20 protein-coding genes are annotated in these 24,186 nt (G+C 65.1%); 16 read left to right on the forward strand and 4 right to left on the reverse strand.

The annotated features are described in order from the left end of the window. Positions 1 to 149 precede the first annotated feature (149 nt). Genes KSS95_RS04870 through hutG form a run of 3 tightly spaced genes read left to right on the forward strand, consistent with a single transcriptional unit; the run spans position 150 to position 3,591 of the window. Positions 150 to 1,553 carry an amino acid permease gene (locus KSS95_RS04870; RefSeq protein ID WP_217852136.1) on the forward strand — a complete coding sequence of 468 codons (1,404 nt, stop codon included), beginning with the start codon at positions 150 to 152 and terminating at the stop codon, positions 1,551 to 1,553. Between the two features lie 18 nt (positions 1,554 to 1,571). Continuing rightward, the gene (hutI, locus tag KSS95_RS04875) at positions 1,572 to 2,777 is read left to right on the forward strand and encodes an imidazolonepropionase (protein WP_217852138.1); all 1,206 of its coding nucleotides are present in this window, start codon (positions 1,572 to 1,574) and stop codon (positions 2,775 to 2,777) included. Between the two features lie 10 nt (positions 2,778 to 2,787). Next, positions 2,788 to 3,591, forward strand: coding sequence for an N-formylglutamate deformylase (hutG, locus tag KSS95_RS04880; protein ID WP_217853932.1), 804 nt, complete (start codon positions 2,788 to 2,790; stop codon positions 3,589 to 3,591). 46 nt (positions 3,592 to 3,637) lie between these two features. Here the strand turns inward: hutG and KSS95_RS04885 are convergent, their stop codons facing one another. Continuing rightward, entirely contained in the window at positions 3,638 to 9,124 is a 5,487-nt protein-coding gene (locus KSS95_RS04885) for a dermonecrotic toxin domain-containing protein (RefSeq protein ID WP_225935559.1), read from the reverse strand. A gap of 148 nt (positions 9,125 to 9,272) precedes the next feature. Here KSS95_RS04885 and pip point away from each other — a divergent pair, with 148 nt between their 5' ends. From pip to KSS95_RS04920, 7 genes are all read left to right on the forward strand, one after another. Then, positions 9,273 to 10,244 (forward strand): prolyl aminopeptidase, encoded by a 972-nt coding sequence (gene pip, locus KSS95_RS04890; protein WP_125465856.1) that lies wholly within the window; start codon positions 9,273 to 9,275, stop codon positions 10,242 to 10,244. Then, complete coding sequence (gene dtd / locus KSS95_RS04895; RefSeq protein WP_217852140.1) at positions 10,241 to 10,678, forward strand: D-aminoacyl-tRNA deacylase; 438 nt, start codon at positions 10,241 to 10,243, stop codon at positions 10,676 to 10,678. Before pip ends, dtd begins: the two co-directional genes overlap by 4 nt. 263 nt (positions 10,679 to 10,941) lie before the next feature. Further along, on the forward strand, positions 10,942 to 12,672 hold the full coding sequence (locus KSS95_RS04900) for a glucan biosynthesis protein G (protein WP_217852141.1): 1,731 nt from the start codon (positions 10,942 to 10,944) through the stop codon (positions 12,670 to 12,672). After that, positions 12,665 to 15,232, forward strand: coding sequence for a glucans biosynthesis glucosyltransferase MdoH (gene mdoH / locus KSS95_RS04905; RefSeq protein ID WP_217852143.1), 2,568 nt, complete (start codon positions 12,665 to 12,667; stop codon positions 15,230 to 15,232). Before KSS95_RS04900 ends, mdoH begins: the two co-directional genes overlap by 8 nt. Before the next feature lie 230 nt (positions 15,233 to 15,462). After that, the gene (locus KSS95_RS04910; RefSeq protein WP_217853934.1) at positions 15,463 to 16,260 is read left to right on the forward strand and encodes a transporter substrate-binding domain-containing protein; all 798 of its coding nucleotides are present in this window, start codon (positions 15,463 to 15,465) and stop codon (positions 16,258 to 16,260) included. Between the two features lie 78 nt (positions 16,261 to 16,338). Continuing rightward, on the forward strand, positions 16,339 to 17,301 hold the full coding sequence (locus KSS95_RS04915) for an amino acid ABC transporter permease (RefSeq protein ID WP_217852145.1): 963 nt from the start codon (positions 16,339 to 16,341) through the stop codon (positions 17,299 to 17,301). Beyond that, the gene (locus KSS95_RS04920) at positions 17,294 to 18,028 is read left to right on the forward strand and encodes an amino acid ABC transporter ATP-binding protein (RefSeq protein WP_134691414.1); all 735 of its coding nucleotides are present in this window, start codon (positions 17,294 to 17,296) and stop codon (positions 18,026 to 18,028) included. The genes KSS95_RS04915 and KSS95_RS04920 overlap by 8 nt, the downstream gene beginning before the upstream one ends. Before the next feature lie 127 nt (positions 18,029 to 18,155). On the opposite strand, the gene KSS95_RS04925 is transcribed toward KSS95_RS04920, so the two are convergent. The 3 genes from KSS95_RS04925 to KSS95_RS04935 form a co-directional block, all read right to left on the reverse strand. Next, on the reverse strand, positions 18,156 to 18,887 hold the full coding sequence (locus tag KSS95_RS04925; RefSeq protein ID WP_217852147.1) for a phasin family protein: 732 nt from the start codon (positions 18,885 to 18,887) through the stop codon (positions 18,156 to 18,158). Between the two features lie 10 nt (positions 18,888 to 18,897). Next, entirely contained in the window at positions 18,898 to 19,320 is a 423-nt protein-coding gene (locus tag KSS95_RS04930; RefSeq protein WP_134691412.1) for a phasin family protein, read from the reverse strand. 209 nt (positions 19,321 to 19,529) lie between these two features. Next, entirely contained in the window at positions 19,530 to 19,805 is a 276-nt protein-coding gene (locus KSS95_RS04935; RefSeq protein ID WP_217852148.1) for a polyhydroxyalkanoic acid system family protein, read from the reverse strand. Positions 19,806 to 19,930: 125 nt separating this feature from the next. Here KSS95_RS04935 and ubiE point away from each other — a divergent pair, with 125 nt between their 5' ends. The 6 genes from ubiE to KSS95_RS04965 all read left to right on the forward strand — a co-directional run bounded on the left by ubiE (position 19,931) and on the right by KSS95_RS04965 (position 24,184). After that, a complete protein-coding gene (gene ubiE / locus KSS95_RS04940) occupies positions 19,931 to 20,701 on the forward strand; it encodes a bifunctional demethylmenaquinone methyltransferase/2-methoxy-6-polyprenyl-1,4-benzoquinol methylase UbiE (protein WP_217852150.1) in 771 nt (256 codons plus the stop codon). Next, positions 20,701 to 21,327: a ubiquinone biosynthesis accessory factor UbiJ gene (locus tag KSS95_RS04945; RefSeq protein WP_217852152.1), complete on the forward strand. Its 627-nt coding sequence runs from the start codon at positions 20,701 to 20,703 to the stop codon at positions 21,325 to 21,327. Before ubiE ends, KSS95_RS04945 begins: the two co-directional genes overlap by 1 nt. Next, the gene (gene ubiB, locus KSS95_RS04950; protein ID WP_134690472.1) at positions 21,324 to 22,937 is read left to right on the forward strand and encodes a ubiquinone biosynthesis regulatory protein kinase UbiB; all 1,614 of its coding nucleotides are present in this window, start codon (positions 21,324 to 21,326) and stop codon (positions 22,935 to 22,937) included. Before KSS95_RS04945 ends, ubiB begins: the two co-directional genes overlap by 4 nt. A 72-nt stretch (positions 22,938 to 23,009) precedes the next feature. Further along, complete coding sequence (gene hisI / locus KSS95_RS04955) at positions 23,010 to 23,402, forward strand: phosphoribosyl-AMP cyclohydrolase (RefSeq protein WP_217852154.1); 393 nt, start codon at positions 23,010 to 23,012, stop codon at positions 23,400 to 23,402. A gap of 2 nt (positions 23,403 to 23,404) precedes the next feature. Then, the gene (locus KSS95_RS04960) at positions 23,405 to 23,740 is read left to right on the forward strand and encodes a phosphoribosyl-ATP diphosphatase (RefSeq protein WP_050707262.1); all 336 of its coding nucleotides are present in this window, start codon (positions 23,405 to 23,407) and stop codon (positions 23,738 to 23,740) included. Positions 23,741 to 23,911: 171 nt separating this feature from the next. After that, positions 23,912 to 24,184, forward strand: a complete 273-nt coding sequence (locus KSS95_RS04965; protein WP_110994127.1) for a twin-arginine translocase TatA/TatE family subunit — start codon at positions 23,912 to 23,914, stop codon at positions 24,182 to 24,184. Positions 24,185 to 24,186: the final 2 nt, after the last annotated feature.

The following is a 24,186-nucleotide window of genomic DNA, read 5'->3' on the forward strand; positions in this document are numbered from 1 at the left end:
CCGCTGGGGCCGCACTGCGGCCCATTCGCCGGCAAGGCCGGCTCCTACAAAGGTATGTGCCTTGCCTGTAGGAGCCGGCCTTGCCGGCGAATGGGCTGCGCAGCAGCCCCAATCCGACCTCACGACCAGAACAACAATAAGGACGTGACATGCAACAAGCTCAAGGTCTCAAGCGCGGGCTATCGGCCCGGCATATCCGTTTCATGGCGCTCGGTTCGGCAATCGGTACCGGGCTTTTCTATGGTTCGGCCTCGGCCATCCAGATGGCCGGCCCGGCCGTGCTGCTGGCCTACCTGATCGGCGGCGCCGCCGTGTTCATGGTCATGCGCGCCCTCGGCGAGATGGCCGTGCACAACCCAGTGGCCGGCTCCTTCGGCCACTACGCCAGCACCTACCTCGGCCCCATGGCTGGCTTCATCCTCGGCTGGACCTACGCCTTCGAGATGGTCATCGTCGCCATCGCCGACGTCACCGCCTTTGGTATCTACATGGGTTTCTGGTTCCCGGAGGTCGCCCGCTGGATCTGGGTGCTGGGCATCGTGTTCCTGATCGGCGGCCTGAACCTGTGCAACGTGCGGGTGTTCGGCGAGATGGAGTTCTGGCTGTCGCTGCTCAAGGTTGGCGCCATCGTCGCGATGATCCTCGCCGGCCTCGGCATCATGGCCTTCGGCTTCAGCCAGGTGGGCAGCGGACACGCGGTCGGGGTGAGCAACCTGTTCGACCACGGCGGTTTCATGCCCAATGGCGTCAGTGGCCTGATCGCCTCGTTCGCGGTGGTGATGTTCGCCTTCGGCGGCATCGAGATCATCGGTGTCACCGCCGGTGAAGCGAAAGACCCGCAGCGGGTGATCCCCAAGGCGATCAACGCCGTGCCGCTGCGCATCCTGCTGTTCTACGTGCTCACCCTGTTGGTGCTGATGTGCCTGTACCCCTGGCCGCAGATCGGCAGCCAGGGCAGCCCGTTCGTGCAGATCTTCAGCAACCTGGGCATCGGCTCGGCCGCCGCCGTGCTGAACATCGTGGTGATCTCGGCGGCCATCTCGGCGATCAACAGCGACATCTTCGGCGCCGGGCGCATGATGTACGGCCTGGCCCAGCACGGCCAGGCACCGCGTGGCTTCGGCAAGCTGTCGAAACACGGCGTACCCTGGATGACCGTGGTGGTGATGGGCGCGGCGCTGCTGGTCGGCGTGCTGCTCAACTACCTGATTCCGGAGAACGTGTTCCTGCTGATCGCGTCGATCGCCACCTTCGCCACCGTGTGGGTGTGGCTGATGATCCTGGTCACCCAGGTCGCCATGCGCCGCAGCATGAGCCGCGAGGAAGTCGCCCAGCTCAAGTTCCCGGTACCCTTCTGGCCCTATGGCCCGGCCATGGCCATTGCCTTCATGGTGTTCATCTTTGGTGTGCTCGGCTACTTCCCCGATACCCAGGCGGCCTTGCTCGTCGGCGTGGTCTGGGTGGTGTTCCTGGTGGCGTCCTACCTGCTGTGGTGCAAGCCACGCGCCGGTGGTGGCGAGCCAGTCCGGGAGCCTGCCGAGCTGCACCGCTGAATTAGAAAGGAGATCCTGATGAGAACCCTCTGGCAGCACTGCCACGCCGCGACCATGACCGATGGCCGTTACTCGGTCATCGAGAACGCGGCGATCGTCACCAGCGCCGGGCTGATCGAGTGGATCGGCCCCCGCGCTGACGTGCCGCCGGTCGCGGCCGACCGCGTCGTCGACCTGGGCGGCGCCTGGGTCACCCCGGGGCTGATCGACTGCCATACCCACGCGGTGTTCGGCGGTAATCGCAGCGGCGAGTTCGAGCAGCGCCTGCAGGGCGTCAGCTATGCCGAGATCGCTGCCCAGGGCGGCGGCATCGCCAGCACCGTGCGGGCGACCCGCGCGGCCAGCGAGGACGCGCTGCTGGCCAGCGCCCGCCAGCGGGTCCAGGCGCTGATGCGCGATGGGGTGACCACCCTGGAGATCAAGTCCGGCTATGGCCTGGACCTGGAGAGCGAGCGCAAGATGCTGCGCGTCGTCCGCCGTCTGGGCGAGGAGCTGCCGGTGACCGTGCGCAGCACCTGCCTGGCCGCTCACGCCCTGCCACCGGAGTACGCTGGCCGGGCCGACGACTACATCGCCCACATCTGCGATGAGATGCTCCCGGCGCTGGCCGCCGAGGGCCTGGTGGATGCGGTGGATGCCTTCTGCGAGCACCTGGCGTTTTCTCCCGCCCAGGTCGAGCGGCTGTTCATCAAGGCCCGGGAGCTGGGCCTGCCGGTCAAGCTGCATGCCGAGCAGTTGTCGTCACTGCACGGTTCCAGCCTGGCAGCGCGCTACCAGGCGCTATCGGCCGACCATCTGGAGTTCATGACCGAGGACGACGCCATAGCCATGGCGCAGTCCGGCACCGTCGCGGTGCTGCTGCCGGGGGCGTTCTACTTCCTGCGAGAAACCCAGCTGCCGCCGATGGATGCCTTGCGCCGGCATGGCGTGAAGATCGCCCTGGCCAGCGACCTCAACCCCGGCACCTCGCCAGGGCTGTCGCTGCGCCTGATGCTGAACATGGGCTGCACCTGTTTCCGCATGACCCCGGAAGAAGCCCTGGCCGGCGTCACCGTGCACGCCGCCACGGCACTGGGCCTGGGCGACAGCCATGGCTCGCTGGAGGTGGGCAAGGTGGCCGACTTCATCGCCTGGCAGATCGAGCGCCCCGCCGACCTCAGCTACTGGCTCGGCGGCGACCTGCCCAAGCGCGTGGTGCGCCTGGGCCATGAAATATCCAACTGAGCGAGGGCACATGGACAAGGTATTGAGTTTTCACCAGGGCCGCCTGCCGTTGCTGATCAGCATGCCCCACGCTGGTCTCGGCCTCACCGACGCCGTGCGCGACGGCCTGGTCGAGCCGGCGCGTAGCCTGCCGGACACCGACTGGCATATCCCGCGCCTGTACGACTTCGCCCGTGACCTGGGCGCCAGCGTGGTGGCGGCGGAGTATTCGCGGTTCGTCATCGACCTGAACCGCCCGGATGACGACAAGCCGCTGTACGCCGGCGCCACCACCGGCCTGTACCCGGCCACGCTGTTCGACGGCGAGCCGTTGTTCAAGGACGGCCAGGTGCCCAGCGCCGTCGAGCGGGCCACCTACCTGGAGCAGGTCTGGCGCCCGTACCACGACACGATTCGTCGTGAGCTCGACCGCCTGCGTGACGCGTTCGGCTACGCACTGCTGTGGGACGCCCACTCGATACGTTCGCTGATCCCGCACTTGTTCGACGGCAAGCTGCCGGACTTCAACCTCGGCACCTTCAATGGCGCCAGTTGCGACCCGGCGCTGGCCGAACGCTTGCAAAGCGTGTGCGCCGAGGCGCAAGGCTACAGCCATGTGCTCAACGGGCGTTTCAAGGGCGGGCATATCACCCGCCATTACGGCGACCCGGCCAATCACATCCATGCCGTGCAATTGGAGCTGGCGCAAAGCACTTACATGGAAGAAACCGAGCCGTTCGCCTACCGCGAGGACCTGGCGCAGCCAACTCAACGGGTGCTCAAGGCCTTGTTGCAAGCCTGCCTGCAGTGGGGAAAGGCGCATTACCAACGCTAGAAGATGGCGACGCGCCGCTGGCCAGGCGCGTCGCCGGTTATGACACTTAGCTCTGGTTGATCTGGGCGATGGTCAGCTCGCGCAGCAGCTCTTGTTCTTCCTCAGCCTTCTCGTGCTGTAGGCCCTGCTGCAAATGCAACTCGTCCTCCAGCGAGAGATTGCTGTCGGCCAGCGCCAGCACGCGCAGGCGCAGGTGGGCCTCCAGCTCGGCGAAGCGCTCGCTGAATTCGCCTTGCAGGCGCATCACCCAGTACGGATTCGCCAGCATGTAGTTCACAAGTGCATCGCCCAGTTCAGCCTTGCGGACTTTCTCCAAAACCCCGGTCAGCTCGTCTGGGGCCAGGTTGGCGGCACCCCGAAAGCGCATGCTATCGGCGATCGGCAGGTCGAGGTCCCTGGCCAGTTCGCGTCGGTAAGCCAGGCGTACGGAGACCAGGTCGCCCGAGCCTGTGCGTTGAGTGGCCAACTGGTCCAGCTGCTCGATCCTGAACAGTTGTAGCAAGCGACGGCGCAGCGATTTCAGGTCGTCGCCCGCCTCGATCAACAGGCGTTCGCCCATCAGGTAGAACTCGATATTGTTGAATTCCAACCCTGCCCCGTCATGGCAGGTCTGCGAGCCGGTTTCCGGGTTTTCCAGCGCAGCAACAGCAATCGCTTCCATGTTCGCCCGCTCGGCAGGGTTGCTTGCCGCTATCACCAGCATCATGCGTACCCGCTCGCAATAGCTGGCCCGCGTGTTCGGATCGACATAAGGCGCAGCATTGCGCAAACGGCCTGCCAGGCGCAGCAGGTCGCTGCCCTCAAGGGTTTTCCAACTATCCTGCAGTGCTTCGTTCTGCGCCTCGTTGCCCAGCATCCAGTCTTCCTGCCTGGGCTTGTCGTCGCCCTGCAGGGGGAAATGCGGGTGATCGAGCGAACCTTCGCTCGACGAATCGACCAGCAGCAGGTTGTCAGGGATGTCCAGGGCGAATGAGTAGCTGTGCTGGCTGTCCGAAAACGTGCGAAGCCGCAGGATGGTTTCCAGTGGCAGCGGGTTGTCGAACAGGGCGATTGACGAAATAGGCATCGGATTGTTCAGGTTCGATGCGATGTGCTCGGGCAATTGGGTGATGCTGTTTGCACTCAGGTCCAGCAACTCCAGCGGCAACAGGGCATCGCACCAACTTGGCCAGGCCTGCAGGTTCATGTTGGTCAGCGCCAGTGACTGCAGGTTGCGCGACAATTGTGCGGGTACCTGGTTGATGGTGCCTACACGATTGCCTGACAAGTCGATCGAGCTCAGGTGCTCCAGCCCGGCGAAGACGTCCAGCATGGCCTGGTCGACTTCCAGGCCCATGTTGCGAAACTCCAGCATGGCAAGCTGTGGCAGGCGCGCCAGGGCAGAGGCCAGCGAAGGGCTGGCGGCCTGATGGGCATCGATGGTCAGCCGCGTGATGTTGGGGAAACGGCGCAGTAGCTGATCGACTTGCGAGGTGCTGCCGCGCAAGCGGGTCAGGCTCAATGCCCGTACCCGCTCGCCAAAGAATGGCGGAAGCCGCCGAGGGAAATGCTCGATCGCCACGTCCTCCAGTTGCAGGCGCAGGTACTGCTGGCCCTGCTCCTGCTGCTCCCAGAAGTGATTGATCGCGGTTTCGATACGCTGCCTGTCTGCCAGTGCAGCCGGTGTCAGCGGGTTGCTCGAGCTTGAGGCTTGGGCCCAGCCATCGATGGCGTCGCGCATCTGGCGCCGTTCATCGCGGATGCGCTCGAATTGTTCGCTGAGCGCAGCCGGCTGGTCGGTGGTAATGCCGGACGTATCGACCCGATCGTTAAGTAGCAGCCGCAGCAGGTGGGTCTGGTTGATGCTGTTGCCCTGCAGCGCTATCCCCGGCGGTGTGGTCAAGGTTTCGGTTTCATTGACCAGGAACGCTGGCAGCGACCTGAGGTTGTTGTCACGCAGCGACAGGTAGGCGATACGTGCCAGGGCATCGCTGCCGATACCGATCGGCCATTGGGACAACTGCATCTGGTCCAGGCCCAGGTAGTCCAGGCTCAGCGCGTGGAAACTCGGCCTGTTGTTCTGCGCCAACCGATTGCCGCTCAAGTCCAGGTGGCGCAGTTGCTCAAGTCCTGACAACAGGTTCAGGTCGCTTTCCGACAGCGCGATGTTCTGATGGGTGACCACCAGCCGACGCAACCCGGGCAAACACTCGCTGATCGTGGCAATACTGAACAGGAAGGATGACGGTGTGGCCCGAGCGTTATAGGGGCGGTTGATTTCAAGCGACTCGAGCTGCGGCATCTGCCTGAGCAGGCGTTGCAGCAGGCGCTCGTTCTGCGCCCAGCCAGCGAGGGCGCCCGATGGCAGGTCGATCAGGCTCAAGCTGCGCACGCGTGAGGTGAAGAAGCCCGGCAAGGTCAGCGGGATGTCCGACAATGGCACGCGCTGGATGCTCAGCCCTGCCGTGTGTTGCAGGCCCTCGTGCAGGGCAGTGTCATACCAGTGCTGCAGGATGGCTTCACGCAGGCTGTGATAATCCTGCCTTGCCTCGGCGGTGGCGGGCGTAATGGCTTCGCTCCAGTCGTTCAGCGCGCTCTGCAACAGGCTGCGCTGCTCGTTGAGGGTCTGCAGGTGCTGCAACGCCTGTAGCCGGTTGCGACCAGCGGTAACCAGGCGCAGCACCTGGTCGGCGGTGTACCGCGTGTGCTCGGTCAGGCCGGTGGCGGCGATGGCATCCAGCAAGGCCTGGTAGCTGGCATCGCCTGATGGCATCGCATGGCCGCCGCTCAGGGGGTAGCCCAGGCGGCCATCGGCCAGGTGCATCGGCGAGCGAAAGCCGGGGCGCACGGTGTGCATGCCGAGCACTCGCCTCAGGGTACTGCGCGGTAACAACGGGGCGTCTTGCAGCAACTGGCGCAGGGTGGTTTGGCCATCCACCCCCAGGCTCGCCATCGCCTCGGGCATTGCTGCGCTCAGGGCTGCATAAAGGTTCGGATGGACATCGAGCGCTTCGGTCTGGGCGGCTTCATGGATGAGGTAGCCAGCTTCGACACTGCTGATGGTGATGCGGGTGCGCGAATCGGGTTGGCCTATCGCGTCGCTTTGGCGAGGCCAGTAACGCTGCTGGCGCAATTCGAGTCGGGTATCGGTTGGCCAGCCAGGCAGTTGTTCGAGGCTGTGCATGACCAGCCGGTCAGCGTCCCAATTGCGCACGCAGCCCAGGTACAGCCCCTCGTAGGCACGGGCCAGGCGAACCTGTTGCTGGTATAGCCGAGCCTCCTGGGCGATGCGCATTGGCACCTTGCCGCTGGCCAGGCTCAGTTGCTCGGGGGTGCTGGCATTGCGTAGCAGTTCGTTGCGAATGGCCTTGGGCAGGCCGGGGTAAACCCGCTGGAGGGTGTCCGCATCGGCGCTTGCCAGCCGTTGATAGCGCTGCTCGAACTCGGCGATGCGTGCCGCGACCCCTGCCTCTGGAAGCGCCTGGCCGACTTGCCGGTCCAGCTCGAAGCGCTGCCAGGTGTCCTCGAGCAACGCCGGCAGCCGCTGGTTTTCGCTGAGGATGCGCCGCAGCACGTTTTCGTCGGTATCGCTGACACGCAGTATCCGCTCGGCGATCGGGGCGTCGAACGCCCCAGGCAGGTGGCCTAGCCGACGCAGCAGCTGCATGCCGGTCCAGGTCTGCGGTTGGTCCAGCTCATGCAGCCAGGCGCCCGCGCCGTTGTGCTGCAACCTGGGCTGATAGCCCTGAGGGCGGGTGGGGTGCAGTAGCCGGTGTTCAGCGTTGCTGGTGCCGATGGCGTAGGTCCGCTCCTCGATGGGCAGCCAGGTTTTCCCCTGATGGTGATACAAGCCGAATTCATCAGGCTTGAGGCCCGCCGGCAGCACGATGTCATGGGCGAAAGGTTGCAGGTCGCGGCGCCACAGGCGCACGTCGCCTTCGGCCAGTTCTACTGGCTTGAGCTCTTCGATGAACGATGGGGTGTCCACCGTCAGCTTTTCGAGCGCAGGTTTTGCGCCTGCGCCGCTGGTAGCGCCGAGTGCGCCGATCAGGGCCAGGTTCTCGAGCACATCCATCAGGTAGCCGAACGCCTGGTCGCGCTCGCCGTCGGCCCATTCGGCAAGCCCTTCGAACACCTCGTGGCCGAGTTGCAGCACGGTCAGGCCCAGCATCAGTGGCGCCAGCCCGGGGATGAAGAACGCGCCGATGTTCAAGGCATTGAGGGCAAGTGATTCAAAGTAGGCCCAGCGCTTGGCTGCGGTTTTTTCATCCTCGGCTGCCGTTGACACGGCATGGAAGGCAGCATCGTCTTTCAGGCGCTGTTGCCGTTGGCTGGCCAGCTCATCCGGCAGTGGCCGGGTAAATGGCTGCAGGTGCAGGGAAACCGAGGCGTCCGGGTCTTTCATGCGCTCCTTGAAACCCTTTGCAGGGTTCCAGGTGTACGGCTCCAGGGTGTCTTGCAGTTTGCCCAGGAAAGCTGCCTTGCTGCGTTCGGGGACCATGTGCAGGCATGCCGGGTGGCGAAACTCGGGCAACAGCTTGACCAGCTGTGCCTCGGCCTGCTCCCGGGTGCTGTGCACGCTCAGCGGCGTGGTGGCACCCGGCAGGTACAGCACCACCCAGCCGCCGTAGGGGAAGCTCGGTGGCGGGAATTTTCCGCCAGCCGTCCTGCCGGGTGCGGCTATGCCGAAAGCGGCTGCGCCGGTGAGGGTTGCATGCAGCAGCGTCACCCGCGAGCACAGTACCGGCTGGCCTTGGTAAGTGGCCTGACCCTGGGTTGCCAGGTTCAGCAGGGCGTCGTGAGTAGCCTGGTCGATAGCGCCGCGCAGGCGGGCCAGGTGCGCATGCAGGCGCAAGGAGGTTTGCTCGGCACGGCTGAAAACCGCGTGGGCAGCCTCGTGACCTGTCGCCGCATCGATCAGCGCCTGGTACTGGCCGCCGATGTCCAGGTCGCGCACCATCCCCGCGAAGGCTTCTGGCACGATGGCAATCTGCTTGGCAGGTGAGGCGACGATGCTGACCTTGTTGCTGTCGAGGATCAGCGATGGGTTGCCACCTGCCTGCAGCCCCTCGGGCTCAGCCTCGGCGGCTTCGAAGTTCTGCAGGGCGCTGTCCAGCAGCGATTGGGTGGCGTTCTTCACGGCGCGGTCGCTGGTCACGAACGGGTCGCCGCTCAGTGTTTCTTTGTACGCCGCCGCTTTGCTGACATTCAGCAGGTAGGTGGCGGTTACATCCAGCTCCAGCTCGAAGCGCTTGCGTATTTCTGCGCCGAGCAGCTTGCTGGCGAAAGGCTTCAACGCCGGAATGGCCGCGAGCAGCGTGCGTACCTCGGTTTCGGCCTGTCGCTGGGCGCCGAATTGCGCGATCAACTGACGGGCGATGGCCGGGTGCGCCAGGCAGGCTGCCTCGAACCAGTTCGCTGGCTGGGCGGCTGCCTCGCGCATCTGCCGGTGTTCGTCGGGTTGGGTTCCGGCAACCCAGGCGGGCAGCTTGCCGACGACCAGGGACAGCGCGCGAGAAGGGGGGGGAGCGGTCACTTGCGAAGAGTCGTTCATGGTGGGCCTCGTTTTTCGGGAGGCTCGGATGCTATTGAGCTACGCACGGCGCAAGCACATAACATGATCTCGCCATAGACACATGCTCAAAGCGCAATTCAGGTTTATGATGGCCCACGGCTGAACCAAACCTCACACGGAGTGCGCGATGCAGACCCTCTACCCGCAGATCAAACCCTACGCCCGGCACGATCTGGCCGTGGAAGCGCCGCATGTGCTGTATGTCGACGAAAGCGGCTCGCCGGAAGGTCTGCCCGTGGTGTTCATCCACGGTGGCCCGGGCGCAGGCTGTGATGCCCAGAGCCGCTGCTACTTCGACCCCAACCTGTACCGCATCATCACCTTCGACCAGCGCGGCTGTGGCCGCTCCACGCCCCATGCGAGCCTGGAGAACAACACCACCTGGCACCTGGTCGAGGACCTGGAGCGCATCCGTGAGCACCTGGGGATAGACAAATGGGTGCTGTTCGGCGGCTCGTGGGGCTCGACCCTGGCCCTGGCCTACGCCCAGACCCACCCCGAGCGTGTGCACGGCCTGATCTTGCGCGGCATCTTCTTGTGCCGCCCGCAGGAAATCAGCTGGTTCTACCAGGAGGGCGCCAGCCGTCTGTTCCCCGACTACTGGCAGGACTACATCGCGCCGATCCCGCCCGAGGAGCGCGGCGACCTGGTGCAGGCCTTCCACAAGCGCCTGACCGGCAATGACCAGATCGCCCAGATGCACGCGGCCAAGGCCTGGTCGACCTGGGAGGGCCGCACCGCCACCCTGCGCCCCAACCCGCTGGTGGTCGACCGCTTCTCCGAGCCACAGCGGGCGCTGTCGATCGCCCGCATCGAGTGCCACTACTTCACCAACAATGCCTTCCTCGAAGAAAACCAGTTGATCCGCGACATCCCCAAGATCGCCCATCTGCCGGCGGTGATCGTGCATGGCCGCTATGACGTGATCTGCCCGTTGGACAACGCCTGGGAACTGCACCAGGCCTGGCCGAACAGCGAGCTTAAGGTGATCCGCGACGCCGGCCACGCCGCGTCCGAGCCGGGCATCACCGATGCGCTGGTGCGTGCCGCCGACCAGATGGCCCGGCGCCTGCTCGACCTGCCCCTGGAAGAAGCATGAAGGGCCTGATCCAGCGCGTGCGTGGCGCCAGGGTGGAAGTCGCGGGCGAAATCGTCGGCGCCATCGACCAAGGGTTGCTGGCGCTGGTGGCGGTGGAGCCTGAAGATTCGCCGGAGCACGCCGACAAACTGTTGCACAAGCTGCTCAACTACCGGGTGTTCAGCGACGAGCAGGGCAAGATGAACCGCTCGCTCAAGGACATCGGTGGCGGCTTGCTGCTGGTGTCCCAGTTCACCCTGGCAGCCGATACCCGCAGCGGCATGCGCCCGAGCTTTTCGACGGCGGCGCCGCCGGCGCTCGGCGCCGAGCTTTTCGACTATCTTCTATTACAGGCACAGCGCCAGCACCCGCAGGTGGCGAGCGGACGCTTCGGTGCCGACATGCAGGTGCACCTGGTCAATGATGGCCCCGTAACATTTATGTTACAAATATGAGGTCGAAAAACCCCTTGTTTGTATGAAAACAAGGGGTTTTGTACGATAAATAGTTTCTCCAGCCTGATGCGTTGTCACGCGTCCTGCTGGATAATCGCGCGCTGCATGAACCTGCGTTCGCAGGTTCGTTTCATTTTGACTCGAGCATTGTCTGGATCCGTTTGGGGAATCATTACGCCCTCACGGGGTCCGAACAGTGCTCGCCAACCCGGCATTGGTCGCTGGCCGTTGGTTTCATGATCTGTTTTCGGCGAGGATTGCTCGTGATTGTAAGCCCCTGTATTGCACCAAGAATCCCCGGTACCCGGCTGCGCAAGGCCCTGTTGGCCGGCGCGGCGCTGGTCGGCCTGATGAGCGCTGGCCAGCTGTGGGCATTCAATCTGGATGATGTTGCAGCCAAGGCAAAGGATCTGGCCGGTCAGAAGTTCGAGGCACCGAAGAGCAACCTGCCGCCGGTGTTCCGCGACATGAAGTACGCCGACTACCAGAAGATCCGCTTCCTCCAGGAAAAGGCCGAGTGGGCCAAGGACAAGACGCCGTTCAAGCTGTCGTTCTACCACCAGGGCATGCACTTCGACACGCCGGTGAAGATCAACGAGATCACCGCCAAGAAGGTCGAAGAGATCAAGTACGACCCGAGCCGCTTCGACTTCGGTGACGTGCCGCATGACGCCGACACCACCAAGGACCTTGGCTACGCTGGCTTTCGCGTGCTCTACCCGATCAACAAGGCCGACAAGCAGGACGAGATCATGACCCTGCTTGGCGCCAGCTATTTCCGCGTGGTCGGCAAGGGCCACCGCTATGGCCTGTCGGCCCGTGGCCTGGCCATCGACACCGCGCTGCCGTCGGGCGAGGAGTTCCCGCGCTTCCGCGAATTCTGGATCGAAAAGCCCAAGCCCAACGACAAGCACCTGGTGATCTACGCGCTGCTCGACTCGCCGCGCTCCACCGGCGCCTACAAGCTGACCCTGCGTCCGGGCGAAGACACCCTGGTCGACGTCAAGTCGCGGGTCTACCTGCGTGACCACGTCAGCCGCCTGGGGATCGCGCCGCTGACCAGCATGTACCTGTTCGGCCCCAACCAGCCGTCGAAGGTGATGAACTACCGTCCGGCCCTGCACGACTCCGAAGGCCTGTCGATCCATGCCGGCAACGGCGAATGGCTGTGGCGCCCGCTGAACAACCCGAAACACCTGGCCGTGAGCAACTTCAGCGTCGAGAACCCGCGTGGTTTCGGCCTGCTGCAGCGTCAGCGCGCCTTCAGCGACTACGAAGACCTCGACGACGAATACGAAAAGCGCCCGAGCGCCTGGATCGAGCCTAAGGGCGACTGGGGCAAGGGCACCGTCGACCTGGTCGAGATCCCCACCGCCGACGAGACCAACGACAACATCGTGGCCTTCTGGAGCCCGGAAAAACTGCCGGAGCCAGGCAAGCCGTTCGAATACGACTACCGCCTGCGCTGGACCATCAAGGAAGACCAGCTGCACTCCCCGGACCTGGCCTGGGTCAAGCAGACCCTGCGCTCCACCGGTGACGTCAAGCAGTCCAACCTGATCCGCCAGGCCGATGGCACCGTGGCCTTCCTGGTCGACTTCATCGGCCCGAACCTGGCCGCCCTGCCGGCCGATACGGCCGTGCGCAGCCAGGTCAGCGTCGGCGACAACGCCGAGCTGGTCGAGAACAACCTGCGCTACAACCCGGAAACCAAGGGCTGGCGCCTGACCCTGCGGCTGAAGGTGCAGGATCCGAAGAAATCCACCGAGATGCGTGCCGCGCTGCTGCGCGACGTACCGGTCGAGCAGCCCAAGCCTGCCAAGGAAACCAAGCAGGACAAGGCCAAGCACGCCCACGCCAAGGCCGAGAAAGCCAAGGCGGAAAAAGCTGCCGAGCAACCAGCCGCCGATGCGGCATCCACCAACGGGACCCCGGCCACCACCGAGAAAGTGCTGACCGAGACCTGGAGCTATCAGTTGCCTGCCGATGAGTAACTCAAGCGCAAGGCCGGAATCGCTGCGCGAATACCTGGCCCACCTCCCCCTGAGCGACGAGCAGCGCGCGGAACTCGCCAGCTGCGCCTCGTTCAGCGAGCTGCACCAACGTCTGGCGGCCCAACCGGCCGCCGGCACCGCCGAGGCCGTTCAGGCCTCGGTGGGCACCCGTCTTACCGTCGGCAGCGCCGCCGAGCTGGAAGAGGCCGAGATGCTCGGCGTCGATGCCGGCGGGCGGCTGTGCCTGAAGATCGCGCCGCCGATCAAGCGCACCAAGGTGGTGCCCGAGCCGTGGCGCACCAATATCCTGATCCGCATGTGGCGGCGCATGACCGGGCGCACCAACGCCCCGCAGCCGCCCAAGCGCGAGCTGCCGCCGGCGCGCTGGCGCACGGTCGGCTCGATCCGTCGCTACATCCTGCTGACGTTGATGATCGGCCAGACCATCGTCGCCGGCTGGTACATGAAGGGCATCCTGCCGTACCAGGGCTGGTCGTTCGTCGACCTCGACGAAGTCGTCCACCAGCCGCTGTGGGATACCGTGGTGCAGGTCTGGCCCTATGCCCTGCAAACCTCCATCCTGATTCTCTTCGGCATCCTGTTCTGTTGGGTGTCGGCGGGCTTCTGGACCGCGCTGATGGGCTTCCTCGAGCTGCTCACCGGGCGCGACAAGTACCGTATCTCCGGCAGCAGCGCCGGCAACGAGCCGATTCCCGCCGAGGCGCGTACCGCGCTGGTGATGCCGATCTGCAACGAAGACGTGCCACGGGTGTTCGCAGGCCTGCGTGCGACCTTCGAGTCGGTGGCCGCCAGCGGCAACCTCGATCGTTTCGACTTCTTCGTGCTCAGCGACACCAACGACACCGATATCGCCGTGGCCGAACAACAGGCCTGGCTGGACGTTTGTCGCGAGACCAAAGGCTTCGGCCGCATCTTCTACCGCCGCCGCCGGCGCCGGGTGAAGCGCAAGAGCGGCAACCTCGACGACTTCTGCCGGCGCTGGGGTGGCGATTACAAGTACATGGTCGTGCTCGACGCCGACAGCGTCATGAGTGGCGAGTGCCTGAGCAGCCTGGTGCGCCTGATGGAGGCCAACCCGGATGCCGGCATCATCCAGACCGGGCCGAAAGCCTCGGGCATGGACACCCTCTATGCGCGCATGCAGCAGTTCGCTACCCGCGTGTACGGCCCGCTGTTCACCGCCGGCCTGCACTTCTGGCAGCTGGGCGAGTCGCACTACTGGGGCCACAACGCGATCATCCGCATGAAACCGTTCATCGAGCACTGCGCCCTGGCGCCGTTGCCGGGCAAAGGCGCCTTCGCCGGCGCGATCCTCTCCCACGACTTCGTCGAAGCCGCGCTGATGCGCCGCGCCGGTTGGGGGGTGTGGATCGCCTACGACCTGCCGGGCAGCTACGAGGAACTGCCGCCGAACCTGCTCGACGAGCTCAAGCGCGACCGCCGCTGGTGCCACGGCAACCTGATGAACTTCCGCCTGTTCCTGGTCAAGGGCATGCACCCGGTGCACCGCGCGGTGTTCCTCACCGGGGTGATGTCGTACCTGTCGGCGCCGTTGTGGTTCCTGTTCCTGGTGCTGTCGACCGCGTTGCTGGCGACCAACACCTTGATGGAGCCGCAGTATTTCATCGAGCCGTTCCAGCTCTACCCGTTGTGGCCGCAGTGGCACCCGGAAAAAGCCATCGCGCTGTTCTCCACCACCATCGTGCTGCTGTTCCTGCCCAAGCTGCTCAGCGTCATCCTGATCTGGGCCAAGGGCGCCACCGAGTTCGGCGGGCGCATCAAGGTCACCTTGTCGATGCTGATGGAGATGCTGTTCTCCATGTTGCTGGCGCCGGTACGGATGATCTTCCACACCCGTTTCGTGCTGGCCGCGTTCCTCGGCTGGGCGGCGACCTGGAACTCGCCGCAGCGTGACGACGACTCCACCCCGTGGAGCGAGGCGGTGCGCCGCCACGGCCCGCAGACCCTGCTGGGCATCGCCTGGGCCGGGCTGGTGGCCTGGCTGAACCCGAGCTTCCTGTGGTGGCTGGCGCCGATCGTCGGCTCGCTGGTGCTGTCGATCCCGGTGTCGGTGATTTCCAGCCGCACGCGCCTGGGCCTGGCGGCCAAGGACGAGAAGCTGTTCCTCATCCCCGAGGAGTACGCTACCCCGCAGGAGCTGCTGGCTACCGACCAGTACACCCACGAGAACCGTTGGCACGCCCTGCACGACGGCTTCGTGCGCGCCGTGGTCGACCCGCGCCAGAACGCCCTGGCCTGCGCCATGGCCACCGCGCGTCACGGCCAGGCCGCGCCGATCGAGGCCCTGCGTGTCGAGCGCGTGGCCAAGGCGCTGGAGCTCGGGCCCAAGGGCCTGGACCTGAACACCCGCCTGGCGCTGCTCAGCGACCCGGTGGCGTTGTCGCGCCTGCACGATCGCGTGTGGAGCGAGCACAACGCGGCGTGGATCGATGTGTGGCGCGCCTCCATCGACAACGACCCGCACTCGCCGTTGTTGCCGCTGCACCCGCAGAACCAGGCCCAGCCAGCCCTGGCTTGAGCCTGATGCGCCGATAATCGCGGGGTAAGCCCGCTCCACGCACCGTTGTCACGGTGTGGGAGCGGGCTTGCCCCGCGATGCGTTCCAGCCGATTTTGGCCAACAAAGTCCCCTCCGGCTCTAGGTCCGGCGCTGCGCATGCGTTAGCATCCCACCCGACATTACGCCTCGGCCTACAGGGCCGTGCGAACAATAAAATCTGCGTATTTCTTGCTAGGGGACTTGGTGATGATGAAGAAACTCCTGTCGCGACTGCTGGTCGGCGCGACTGCCCTGATCGCGGTATCCGCCGCCCAGGCTGGCGCCATCGATGACGCGGTCAAGCGCGGCACCCTGCGGGTGGGCATGGACCCGACCTACATGCCGTTCGAAATGACCAACAAGCGCGGCGAAATCATCGGCTTCGAAGTCGACATCCTCAAGGCCATGGCCAAGTCCATGGGCGTCAAGCTGGAGATGGTCTCCACCGCCTACGACGGCATCATCCCGGCGCTGATGACCGACAAGTTCGACTTCATCGGCAGCGGCATGACCCTGACCCAGGAGCGCAACCTGCGCCTGAACTTCAGCGAACCCTTCATCGTCGTCGGCCAGACCCTGCTGATCCGCAAGGAGCTGGCCGGTGAGATCAAGTCGTACAAGGACCTGAACAACGAGAAGTACCGCCTCACCTCCAAGCTCGGCACCACCGGCGAGATGGTCGCGAAGAAACTGATCGGCAAGGCCAAGTACCACGGCTACGACAACGAGCAGGAAGGCGTGATGGACGTGGTCAACGGCAAGGCCGACGCCTTCGTCTACGACTCGCCCTACAACGTGGTGGCGGTGGAGAAGGCCGGCGCCGGCAAGCTGGTGTTCCTCGAAGAACCCTTCACCTACGAGCCGCTGGCCTTCGGCCTGAAGAAAGGCGACTACGACAGCATCAACTACATCAACAACTTCCTGCACCAGATCAAGCATGACGGGACCTACGATCGTATTCACGACAAGTGGTTCAAGAGCAAGGCTTGGCTGAAGGAAATGGAATAAGGCCCGGGTCAACGACCCAAGCGCTGATCCCGACGCGCAGGCAAGCCCTGCGCGTTCGCATTTACGGAAGTACCCCACGTGATCAAACACAAGAAAGCTCAGTGGCCCTGGCATGGGCTGACCGCGCTGGTCCTGGTGGGCCTGGCGATCAGCCTGTACCTGGCCACCTCGATGATTTCCTACGAGTGGCGCTGGAACCGGGTTCCGCAATACTTCGCCTACAAGGCCGAGCAAACCCAGCGTGCCGGCAACAACGGCACGATCGAGGAAATCGTGGTGTCCGGCGACAATGCCCGGGTCACCCTGAAGACCGAAGGCGGCGACACAGAAGTCGTCGAAGTGGCCAAGGACAGCGTGCTGCTGGCCCGCGGTGACGATGTCGCCGAAGGCGACGCCCTCGGCGTCACCCGCCACTGGGCCGCCGGCCCGCTGGCCTGGGGCCTGTGGACCACGTTGTGGATCTCGGTGGTGTCGGGCGCCCTGGGCCTGGTGCTCGGGCTGTTCGCCGGGCTGTGCCGGTTGTCCAGCAACCCCACCCTGCGCGACCTGTCCACCGTCTACGTCGAGCTGGTGCGCGGCACGCCGCTGCTGGTGCAGATCTTCATCTTCTACTTCTTCATCGGCACCGTGCTCAACCTGTCCCGCGAGTTCGCCGGGGTGGCGGCGCTGGCGCTGTTCACCGGCGCCTACGTCGCCGAGATCGTCCGCGCCGGGGTACAGTCGATCGCCAAGGGCCAGAACGAGGCGGCGCGCTCGCTGGGCTTGAACGCCAGCCAGTCGATGCGCCACGTGATCCTGCCCCAGGCCTTCAAGCGCGTGCTGCCACCGCTGGCCGGGCAGTTCATCAGCCTGGTCAAGGACACCTCGCTGGTGTCGGTGATTGCCATCACCGAGCTGACCAAGAGCGGCCGCGAGGCCATCACCACGTCGTTCTCGACCTTCGAGATCTGGTTCTGCGTGGCAGGCCTGTACCTGCTGATCAACCTGCCGCTGTCGCACATCGCCAGCCGGCTCGAGCGGAGGCTTGCGCAAAGTGATTGAAGTCCGTGATCTGCTGAAAGTCTTCGACACCCGTGGCATGGTGGTGCGCGCGGTGGACAACGTCACCACCCAGGTCGCCAAGGGCGAAGTGGTGGTGGTGCTCGGCCCGTCGGGTTCGGGCAAGTCGACCTTCCTGCGCTGTCTCAATGGCCTGGAGCATTTCGACGAGGGCCATGTGTCCATCGACGGCTTGCAACTGGACGACCCGAAGACCGATATCAATGCCTATCGCCGCGAAGTCGGCATGGTGTTCCAGCACTTCAACCTGTTCCCGCACATGACCGTGCTGGAAAACCTGTGCCTGGCGCAGAAGGTGGTGCGCAAGCGCAACAAGGCCGAGCGCGAGGCCAAGGCCCGGGCGTTGCTGGAAAAGGTCGGTATCGCGCAGAAAGCCAACGAGTATCCGTCGCGCTTGTCCGGTGGCCAGCAGCAACGGGTGGCTATCGCCCGGGCGCTGGCGATGGAGCCGAAGGTGATGCTGTTCGACGAGCCGACTTCAGCGCTGGACCCGGAAATGGTCGGCGAGGTGCTGGACGTGATGAAGACCTTGGCCCAGGAAGGCATGACCATGGTCTGCGTGACCCACGAGATGGGCTTTGCCCGGGAAGTGGCGGACCGCGTGCTGTTCTTCGATCACGGCAAGTTGCTGGAGGACTCGCCGCCAGCGCAGTTCTTCGCCGCGCCGAAGGACCCACGGGCCCAGGCGTTTTTGCGCCAGGTGTTATGACCCAGGCGGCAACGCGGTGCCTGGCACCGGCTGCGCCGGTGTTCGCCGGCAAGGCTGGCGCCTACGTCTGATCCCGATGTGCTTCGGTCCGTAGGCGCCTGCTTGCTGGCGAGCCAGGCGCCGCGACTCAGGCCTGGGTCGCGGCGTTCAGCGGTGCCGATGGCGTATTGCTGGCCGGTGCCGCGCTCGGCGCCGGTGCTGCGGTAGCCGCTGGCGCCGCGGTGGCGGGCTTGGCCGCTGCCGGTTTGGCCGGCGCCTTCTTCACGGCTGGCTTTTTCGCCGCAGCCGGCTTGCTGGCGGGCTTGGCTGCTACCGGCTTGGCCGCGGGCTTGGCTGCCGGCTTGGCCGCCGCGGTTTTCGCCGCAGGTTTGGCGGCAGGCTTGGCCGCCGCCTTGGCCAGTGGCTTGGCCGCCGGTTTGCTCGCGCTCGCCTTGGCCTTGGAGATCGGGGTCACCGACGCACCGGTCAGTTTCTCGATCTGCTTGGTCAGCGAATCGACCTGCTGGTGCAGGGCCTTGATCTCATTGCGGCTGGGCACGCCCAGGCGCGAGATGGCGCTGTTCAGGCGCTTGTCGAAGGCCTCTTCGAGTTCGCTCCATTTGCCCAGCGCACGGTCCTTGACCCCCGACACGCGCGAGGTGGTCGACGACTTGGCGGTTTCGGCCACGTCTTCGGCAGTCTTCTTCGCCTGCTTCTCGGCCTTTTCGCCATCCTTCACCAGCGAATCGAACAGCTTCGGACCGTCCTGGTCGATCTTGGAGTAGATACCCAGGCCAGCCAACCAGATCTTGCGCGAGTATTTCTCGACGCCGCCGATCCAGGAACTGCCTTCTTTCTCGGTGTTCTTCTTGCCAGCCATCCTGCTCTCCTTATGGTTTGTGCGCGACGCGCTCGAGCAGCTCGTGCAGCTGTTCAAGCTTGATGGACAACGCCTCAACGTCATGTTTAGACGGAATGCCGAGGCGATTCAAGGCGCGACCAACCCGTGCGTCGAAGGCCCGCTCGATTTTATCCAGCTGCGCCTCGACCCGACCGGGCACGCGGGTGACTTCCTGGGTGGCTTCGTCGAGCTGGGTGTTGGCCGCGTCGACGGCCTTGCCGATGCGCTTCTTGCCGCGCTTCTCGACGCCTTCTCCGGCCTTGACCAGCTCCTTGAAGTAGTCGGAACCTTCCTGGCCGACGCGGGCGTAGGCACCGATGCCTGCCAGCCAGATCTTGCGCGCGTAGCCGCGCACCTCGCCCAGGGTGCTGCCTTGGGCATCGTCTTTTTGCTTGAGATTCACTTTGGCCATGCTCTGCACCTCATGCTCAGTGGAAGGAGGGAGACACTGCCCGGGGGACGGGCTTGAGCGTGAAGGTAGGCGGAAAAATTAGAATGCTCACCCTAAGGTGCGGGACTTCAGGGTGCTCGACGTTGGTGTTGCAGCATCTTTGAGATCGAGCGCCGCCCGCGCGGCGCTCGATAGTCAGGGCTGCACACACCTCTCGCCATGAACGTCCTTCAGGCCAGGGCCTTGTCCAGCGCCCGCTCGATCTCGCCCTTGATGCTACCGCTCATCATCGACAGCATCATGCCCAGCTTCAGCTCGACGCGGATGGTGTCCTCGCCGATGTGCACGCTGCCGTTGGCGCCACTGCGCGACACCTCGACGCGGTCGCCGTTCCAACGGGCCTTGAGGTCGTATTCGCGGGTCAGCCTGTCGACCAGCGCTTCGGCCTTGGCGCGGGCAGCCTCGCGGCCGAGGGAGTGTTTGCGTTCGACGCTGATCTGGGTCATGCGGGTGTTCCTGGATATGAAGACAATGGCCGCATTATGCCCCCACCCGCCCGGCGACACACCCTGCCAAGACAAAACCGCCCGATGCCCATAGAATGGCGGTAATTTTTTTCTGGTGAAGCGAAATGACCGACCAGCGCAAAGGCGACCACGCCGAACCCACCACCCACTTCGGCTACCAGGACGTGCCGGAAAGCCAGAAGGCGAAGAAAGTCGCCGAGGTCTTCCATTCCGTGGCCGCCAAGTACGACCTGATGAACGACGTGCTCTCCGGCGGCATGCACCGCCTGTGGAAGCGCTTCACCATCGAGCTGTCCGGTGTGCGCAGCGGCAACCGCGTGCTGGATATCGCCGGCGGTACCGGAGACCTGGCGGCCAAGTTCTCGCGCCTGGTCGGCCCGACCGGGCAAGTGGTACTCGCCGACATCAACGAGTCGATGCTCAAGGTCGGCCGTGACCGCCTGCTCGACCGCGGCGTGGCCGGCAACATCGAGTTCGTCCAGGCCGACGCCGAGAAGCTGCCGTTCCCGGACAACCACTTCGACTGCGTGACCATCGCCTTCGGCCTGCGCAACGTGACCCACAAGGACGCGGCCATCCGCTCCATGCTGCGAGTGCTCAAGCCCGGCGGCCGGTTGTTGATCCTGGAGTTCTCCAAACCGACCAACAAGCTGATGTCCAAGGCCTACGACGCCTACTCGTTCGCCTTCATGCCGCTGGCCGGCAAGCTGATCACCAACGACTCGGAAAGCTACCGCTACCTGGCCGAATCGATCCGCATGCACCCCGACCAGGAAACGCTCAAGAGCATGATGGTCGAGGCCGGTTTCGACCGCGTCAGCTACCACAACATGACCAGCGGCATCGTCGCCGTGCATCGGGGAATCAAGCCCTGATGCTGCTCGCCGGCCTGCTTGCCAGCGTCGAGCACGGGCTCAATCGTGTGCTGCGCATGGACAGCACCGCGTTGCCGCGCCTGGCCGCGCTGGCAGGCAAGGTCATCGAGATCGACTGCCTGCAGCCGGCGCTGAAGCTGTTCGTGCTGCCCGACGACGAGGGCCTGATGCTTGCCGCCCACTGGGAGGGCGAGGTCGACTGCACCCTGCGCGCTCCCGCCGGGCGCCTGGCACAGCTGGCCCTGGCGCGGGACAAGACCGCGGTGCTGCACAGCCCGCAGGTGGCGCTGCATGGCGACAGTGCCGTGCTGCTCGACCTGGTCGGCGTGCTGCAGGACCTCGAGCTGGACTGGGAGTACGAGCTGTCGCGCTGGCTGGGCCCGGTGCCCACCGCGTTGATCGCCGGCCACGTGCGCCTGCGCGCGCGCTGGACCCGGCAGGGCCTGAACCGCTTCAGCCAGAACCTCTCCGAGTACCTGGCCGAAGAGTCCCGTACCCTGGTCGGCAAGCGCGAGGCCGAAGCCGCCTTCAGCGAGCTCGACGCCCTCAAGATCGACATCGAACGCCTCGAGGCGCGCCTGCGCCGCCTCGCCGCCCACTCTCCTGATACCAGCGATAACGCATGAAGCTGCTCGCCGTCCGCCGTCTGTTGCGCATCCAGCGCGTCGTGATCCGCTACCGCCTCGATGACCTGCTGTTCGAACAGCCCCTGCTGCCCTGGTGGCTGGCCAGCCTGCGCCTGCTGATGCCCTGGCGCTGGTTGCCGCGCAAGCCCTCCGCACTCAGCCGTGGCGCGCGGCTGCGCCTGGCCTTGCAGGACCTGGGGCCGATCTTCATCAAGTTCGGCCAGTTGCTGTCCACCCGCCGTGACCTGCTGCCCACCGACATCGCCGACGAGCTGATGCTGCTGCAGGACCGGGTGCCACCGTTCGACCCGCAACGGGCCGTGGCGCTGATCGAGGAGCAACTCGGCGCCAAGGTTGGCGAAGTGTTCAGCCGCTTCGATGTCGAGCCGCTGGCCTCGGCCTCGGTGGCCCAGGTGCACGCCGCGCGGCTCAAGAGCGGCGAAGAGGTGGTGGTCAAGGTGGTGCGCCCCGGCCTGAAGCCGGTGATCGCCCAGGACCTGGCCTGGTTGTTCCTGATTGCCAAGGCCGCCGAGCGCGCCTCGGCCGACGCCCGCCGCCTGCACCCGGTGGAAATCGTCGGCGACTACGAAAAGACCATCTACGACGAGCTCGACCTGCTGCGCGAGGCGGCCAACGCCAGCCAGCTGCGGCGCAACTTCGAAGGCTCCGAGCTGATGTACGTGCCCCAGGTGTACTGGGACTTCTGCCGGCCCAAGGTTTTGGTGATGGAGCGCATCTACGGCGTGCCGGTCACCGACATGGCCACCCTGGCCGACCAGCGCACCGACATGAAGATGCTCGCCGAGCGCGGCGTCGAGGTGTTCTTCACCCAGGTGTTCCGCGACAGCTTCTTCCACGCCGACATGCACCCGGGCAACATCTTCGTCAGTACGGTCAAGCCGTGGAGCCCGCAGTACATCGCCATCGACTGCGGCATCGTCGGCAGCCTGACGGCCGAGGACCAGGACTACCTGGCGCGTAACCTGATCGCCTTCTTCAAGCGCGACTACCGCCGCGTCGCCCAGCTGCACATCGATTCGGGCTGGGTGCCGGCACAGACCAAGGTCAACGAGTTCGAGGCGGCGATCCGCACCGTGTGCGAGCCGATCTTCGAGAAGCCGCTGAAGGACATCTCCTTTGGCCAGGTGCTGATGCGCCTGTTCCAGACCGCCCGGCGCTTCAACATGGAAGTCCAGCCACAGCTGGTGCTGCTGCAAAAGACCCTGCTCAACATCGAGGGCCTCGGTCGCCAGCTGTACCCCGACCTGGACCTGTGGAGCACCGCCAAGCCGTTCCTGGAGCGCTGGATGCGCGAGCGCATGAGCCCCAAGGCGGTGATCGGCAACCTGTACAGCCAGGCCGAGCAACTGCCGCACCTGGCCGACATGACCCGCGACCTGCTCGAGCGCCTGTCGCAGCCGCACCTGCACGACCCGCAACTGCCCGAGCGCCGCCGCGCCGGCGACAACTGGGCGCTGCGCCTGCTCGGCGCCGGCCTGCTGGGCGGTGGCGCGACCCTGGCCGCCGGTGCCGCCAGCCTCAGCGCCCCGGCCGCCTGGCCCGCCTGGCTGATGCTGGCTGCCGGCCTTTACCTGATCGTGCGCCGATAGCCAGCCGCGCGGCTGGCTGGCACACTAGCGCACAGGGGCCCGGTACGGGAGCGGGCCCGTTTGGAGTCGACGATGAAAGACTGGCTGGACGAGATCAAGTGGAACAGCGAGGGCCTGGTACCGGCCATCGCCCAGGACCACAAGACCGGGCGCGTGCTGATGATGGCCTGGATGAACCGTGAATCCCTGGCCCTGACCGCCGCCGAGCATCGCGCCATCTACTGGTCGCGCTCGCGGGGCAAGCTGTGGCGCAAGGGCGAGGAGTCGGGCCATGTGCAGAAACTGCATGAAATGCGCCTGGACTGCGACGCCGACGTGATCATCCTGATGGTCGAGCAACTGGGCCATATCGCCTGCCATACCGGCCGCGAAAGCTGCTTCTACCGCGTCTTCGAGGACGGCCAGTGGAAAATCGTCGACCCGGTCCTCAAGGACCCGCACGCCATCTACAGCGCAGGGCACTGAACATGAGCGACACGCTAAACCGCCTCGCCGAGGTGCTGGAAGAACGCAAGCACGCGGCACCCGACAGCAGCTACGTGGCCAGCCTGTACCACAAGGGCCTGAACAAGATCCTCGAAAAGCTCGGCGAAGAGTCCATCGAGACCATCATTGCCGCCAAGGATGCCGCCGCCAGCAAGGATTACAGCGATGTCATCTATGAAACCGCCGACCTGTGGTTTCATAGCCTGGTGATGCTCAGCGCGCTGGGCCAGCATCCGCAGGCGGTGCTCGACGAGCTGGAGCGTCGGTTCGGGCTTTCCGGGCATGACGAGAAGGCCGCGCGGCAGCCGTCTGCCTGATTGATTGCGGGGGCGCGTTGCGCCCCTTTCGCGACACAAGGCCGCTCCCACGGCGGTCCGCGTCGCCTGACCGATGCGCCACGCCCTGTAGGAGCGGCCTTGTGTCGCGAAAGGGCTGCACAGCAGCCCCCAGGGCCCGATAGACCGACACATATTTTTCAGGAGTAGGAAATGGGCATTTTTGACTGGAAACACTGGATCGTCCTGCTGGTGGTCGTGGTACTGGTGTTCGGCACCAAGAAGCTGAAAAACTTCGGCAGCGACCTGGGCGAGTCGATCAAGGGCTTTCGCAAGGCCATGAACGAAGAAGAAACCAAGCCGGCCGAGCAGACCCCGCCGCCCGCCCAGCCAGTGCCGCCGGTGCAGAACACCGCGCAGCAGGCCCAGGGCCAGACCATCGAGGGCCAGGCCCAGCCGGTCCAAGAGCCGCAGCGGAAAGACTGAGC

This window comes from Pseudomonas muyukensis (assembly GCF_019139535.1).
Lineage (GTDB): Bacteria > Pseudomonadota > Gammaproteobacteria > Pseudomonadales > Pseudomonadaceae > Aquipseudomonas > Aquipseudomonas muyukensis.

What these genes read in the sequence shown, in the direction of transcription:
- KSS95_RS04870 (WP_217852136.1), top strand. Translation starts at nt 150, where the DNA reads ATGCAACAAGCTCAAGGTCTCAAGCGCGGGCTATCGGCCCGGCATATC.
- hutI (WP_217852138.1), top strand. Translation starts at nt 1,572, where the DNA reads ATGAGAACCCTCTGGCAGCACTGCCACGCCGCGACCATGACCGATGGC.
- hutG (WP_217853932.1), top strand. Translation starts at nt 2,788, where the DNA reads ATGGACAAGGTATTGAGTTTTCACCAGGGCCGCCTGCCGTTGCTGATC.
- KSS95_RS04885 (WP_225935559.1), bottom strand. Translation starts at nt 9,124, where the DNA reads ATGAACGACTCTTCGCAAGTGACCGCTCCCCCCCCTTCTCGCGCGCTG.
- pip (WP_125465856.1), top strand. Translation starts at nt 9,273, where the DNA reads ATGCAGACCCTCTACCCGCAGATCAAACCCTACGCCCGGCACGATCTG.
- dtd (WP_217852140.1), top strand. Translation starts at nt 10,241, where the DNA reads ATGAAGGGCCTGATCCAGCGCGTGCGTGGCGCCAGGGTGGAAGTCGCG.
- mdoH (WP_217852143.1), top strand. Translation starts at nt 12,665, where the DNA reads ATGAGTAACTCAAGCGCAAGGCCGGAATCGCTGCGCGAATACCTGGCC.
- KSS95_RS04910 (WP_217853934.1), top strand. Translation starts at nt 15,463, where the DNA reads ATGAAGAAACTCCTGTCGCGACTGCTGGTCGGCGCGACTGCCCTGATC.
- KSS95_RS04925 (WP_217852147.1), bottom strand. Translation starts at nt 18,887, where the DNA reads ATGGCTGGCAAGAAGAACACCGAGAAAGAAGGCAGTTCCTGGATCGGC.
- KSS95_RS04930 (WP_134691412.1), bottom strand. Translation starts at nt 19,320, where the DNA reads ATGGCCAAAGTGAATCTCAAGCAAAAAGACGATGCCCAAGGCAGCACC.
- KSS95_RS04935 (WP_217852148.1), bottom strand. Translation starts at nt 19,805, where the DNA reads ATGACCCAGATCAGCGTCGAACGCAAACACTCCCTCGGCCGCGAGGCT.
- ubiE (WP_217852150.1), top strand. Translation starts at nt 19,931, where the DNA reads ATGACCGACCAGCGCAAAGGCGACCACGCCGAACCCACCACCCACTTC.
- KSS95_RS04945 (WP_217852152.1), top strand. Translation starts at nt 20,701, where the DNA reads ATGCTGCTCGCCGGCCTGCTTGCCAGCGTCGAGCACGGGCTCAATCGT.
- ubiB (WP_134690472.1), top strand. Translation starts at nt 21,324, where the DNA reads ATGAAGCTGCTCGCCGTCCGCCGTCTGTTGCGCATCCAGCGCGTCGTG.
- hisI (WP_217852154.1), top strand. Translation starts at nt 23,010, where the DNA reads ATGAAAGACTGGCTGGACGAGATCAAGTGGAACAGCGAGGGCCTGGTA.
- KSS95_RS04960 (WP_050707262.1), top strand. Translation starts at nt 23,405, where the DNA reads ATGAGCGACACGCTAAACCGCCTCGCCGAGGTGCTGGAAGAACGCAAG.
- KSS95_RS04965 (WP_110994127.1), top strand. Translation starts at nt 23,912, where the DNA reads ATGGGCATTTTTGACTGGAAACACTGGATCGTCCTGCTGGTGGTCGTG.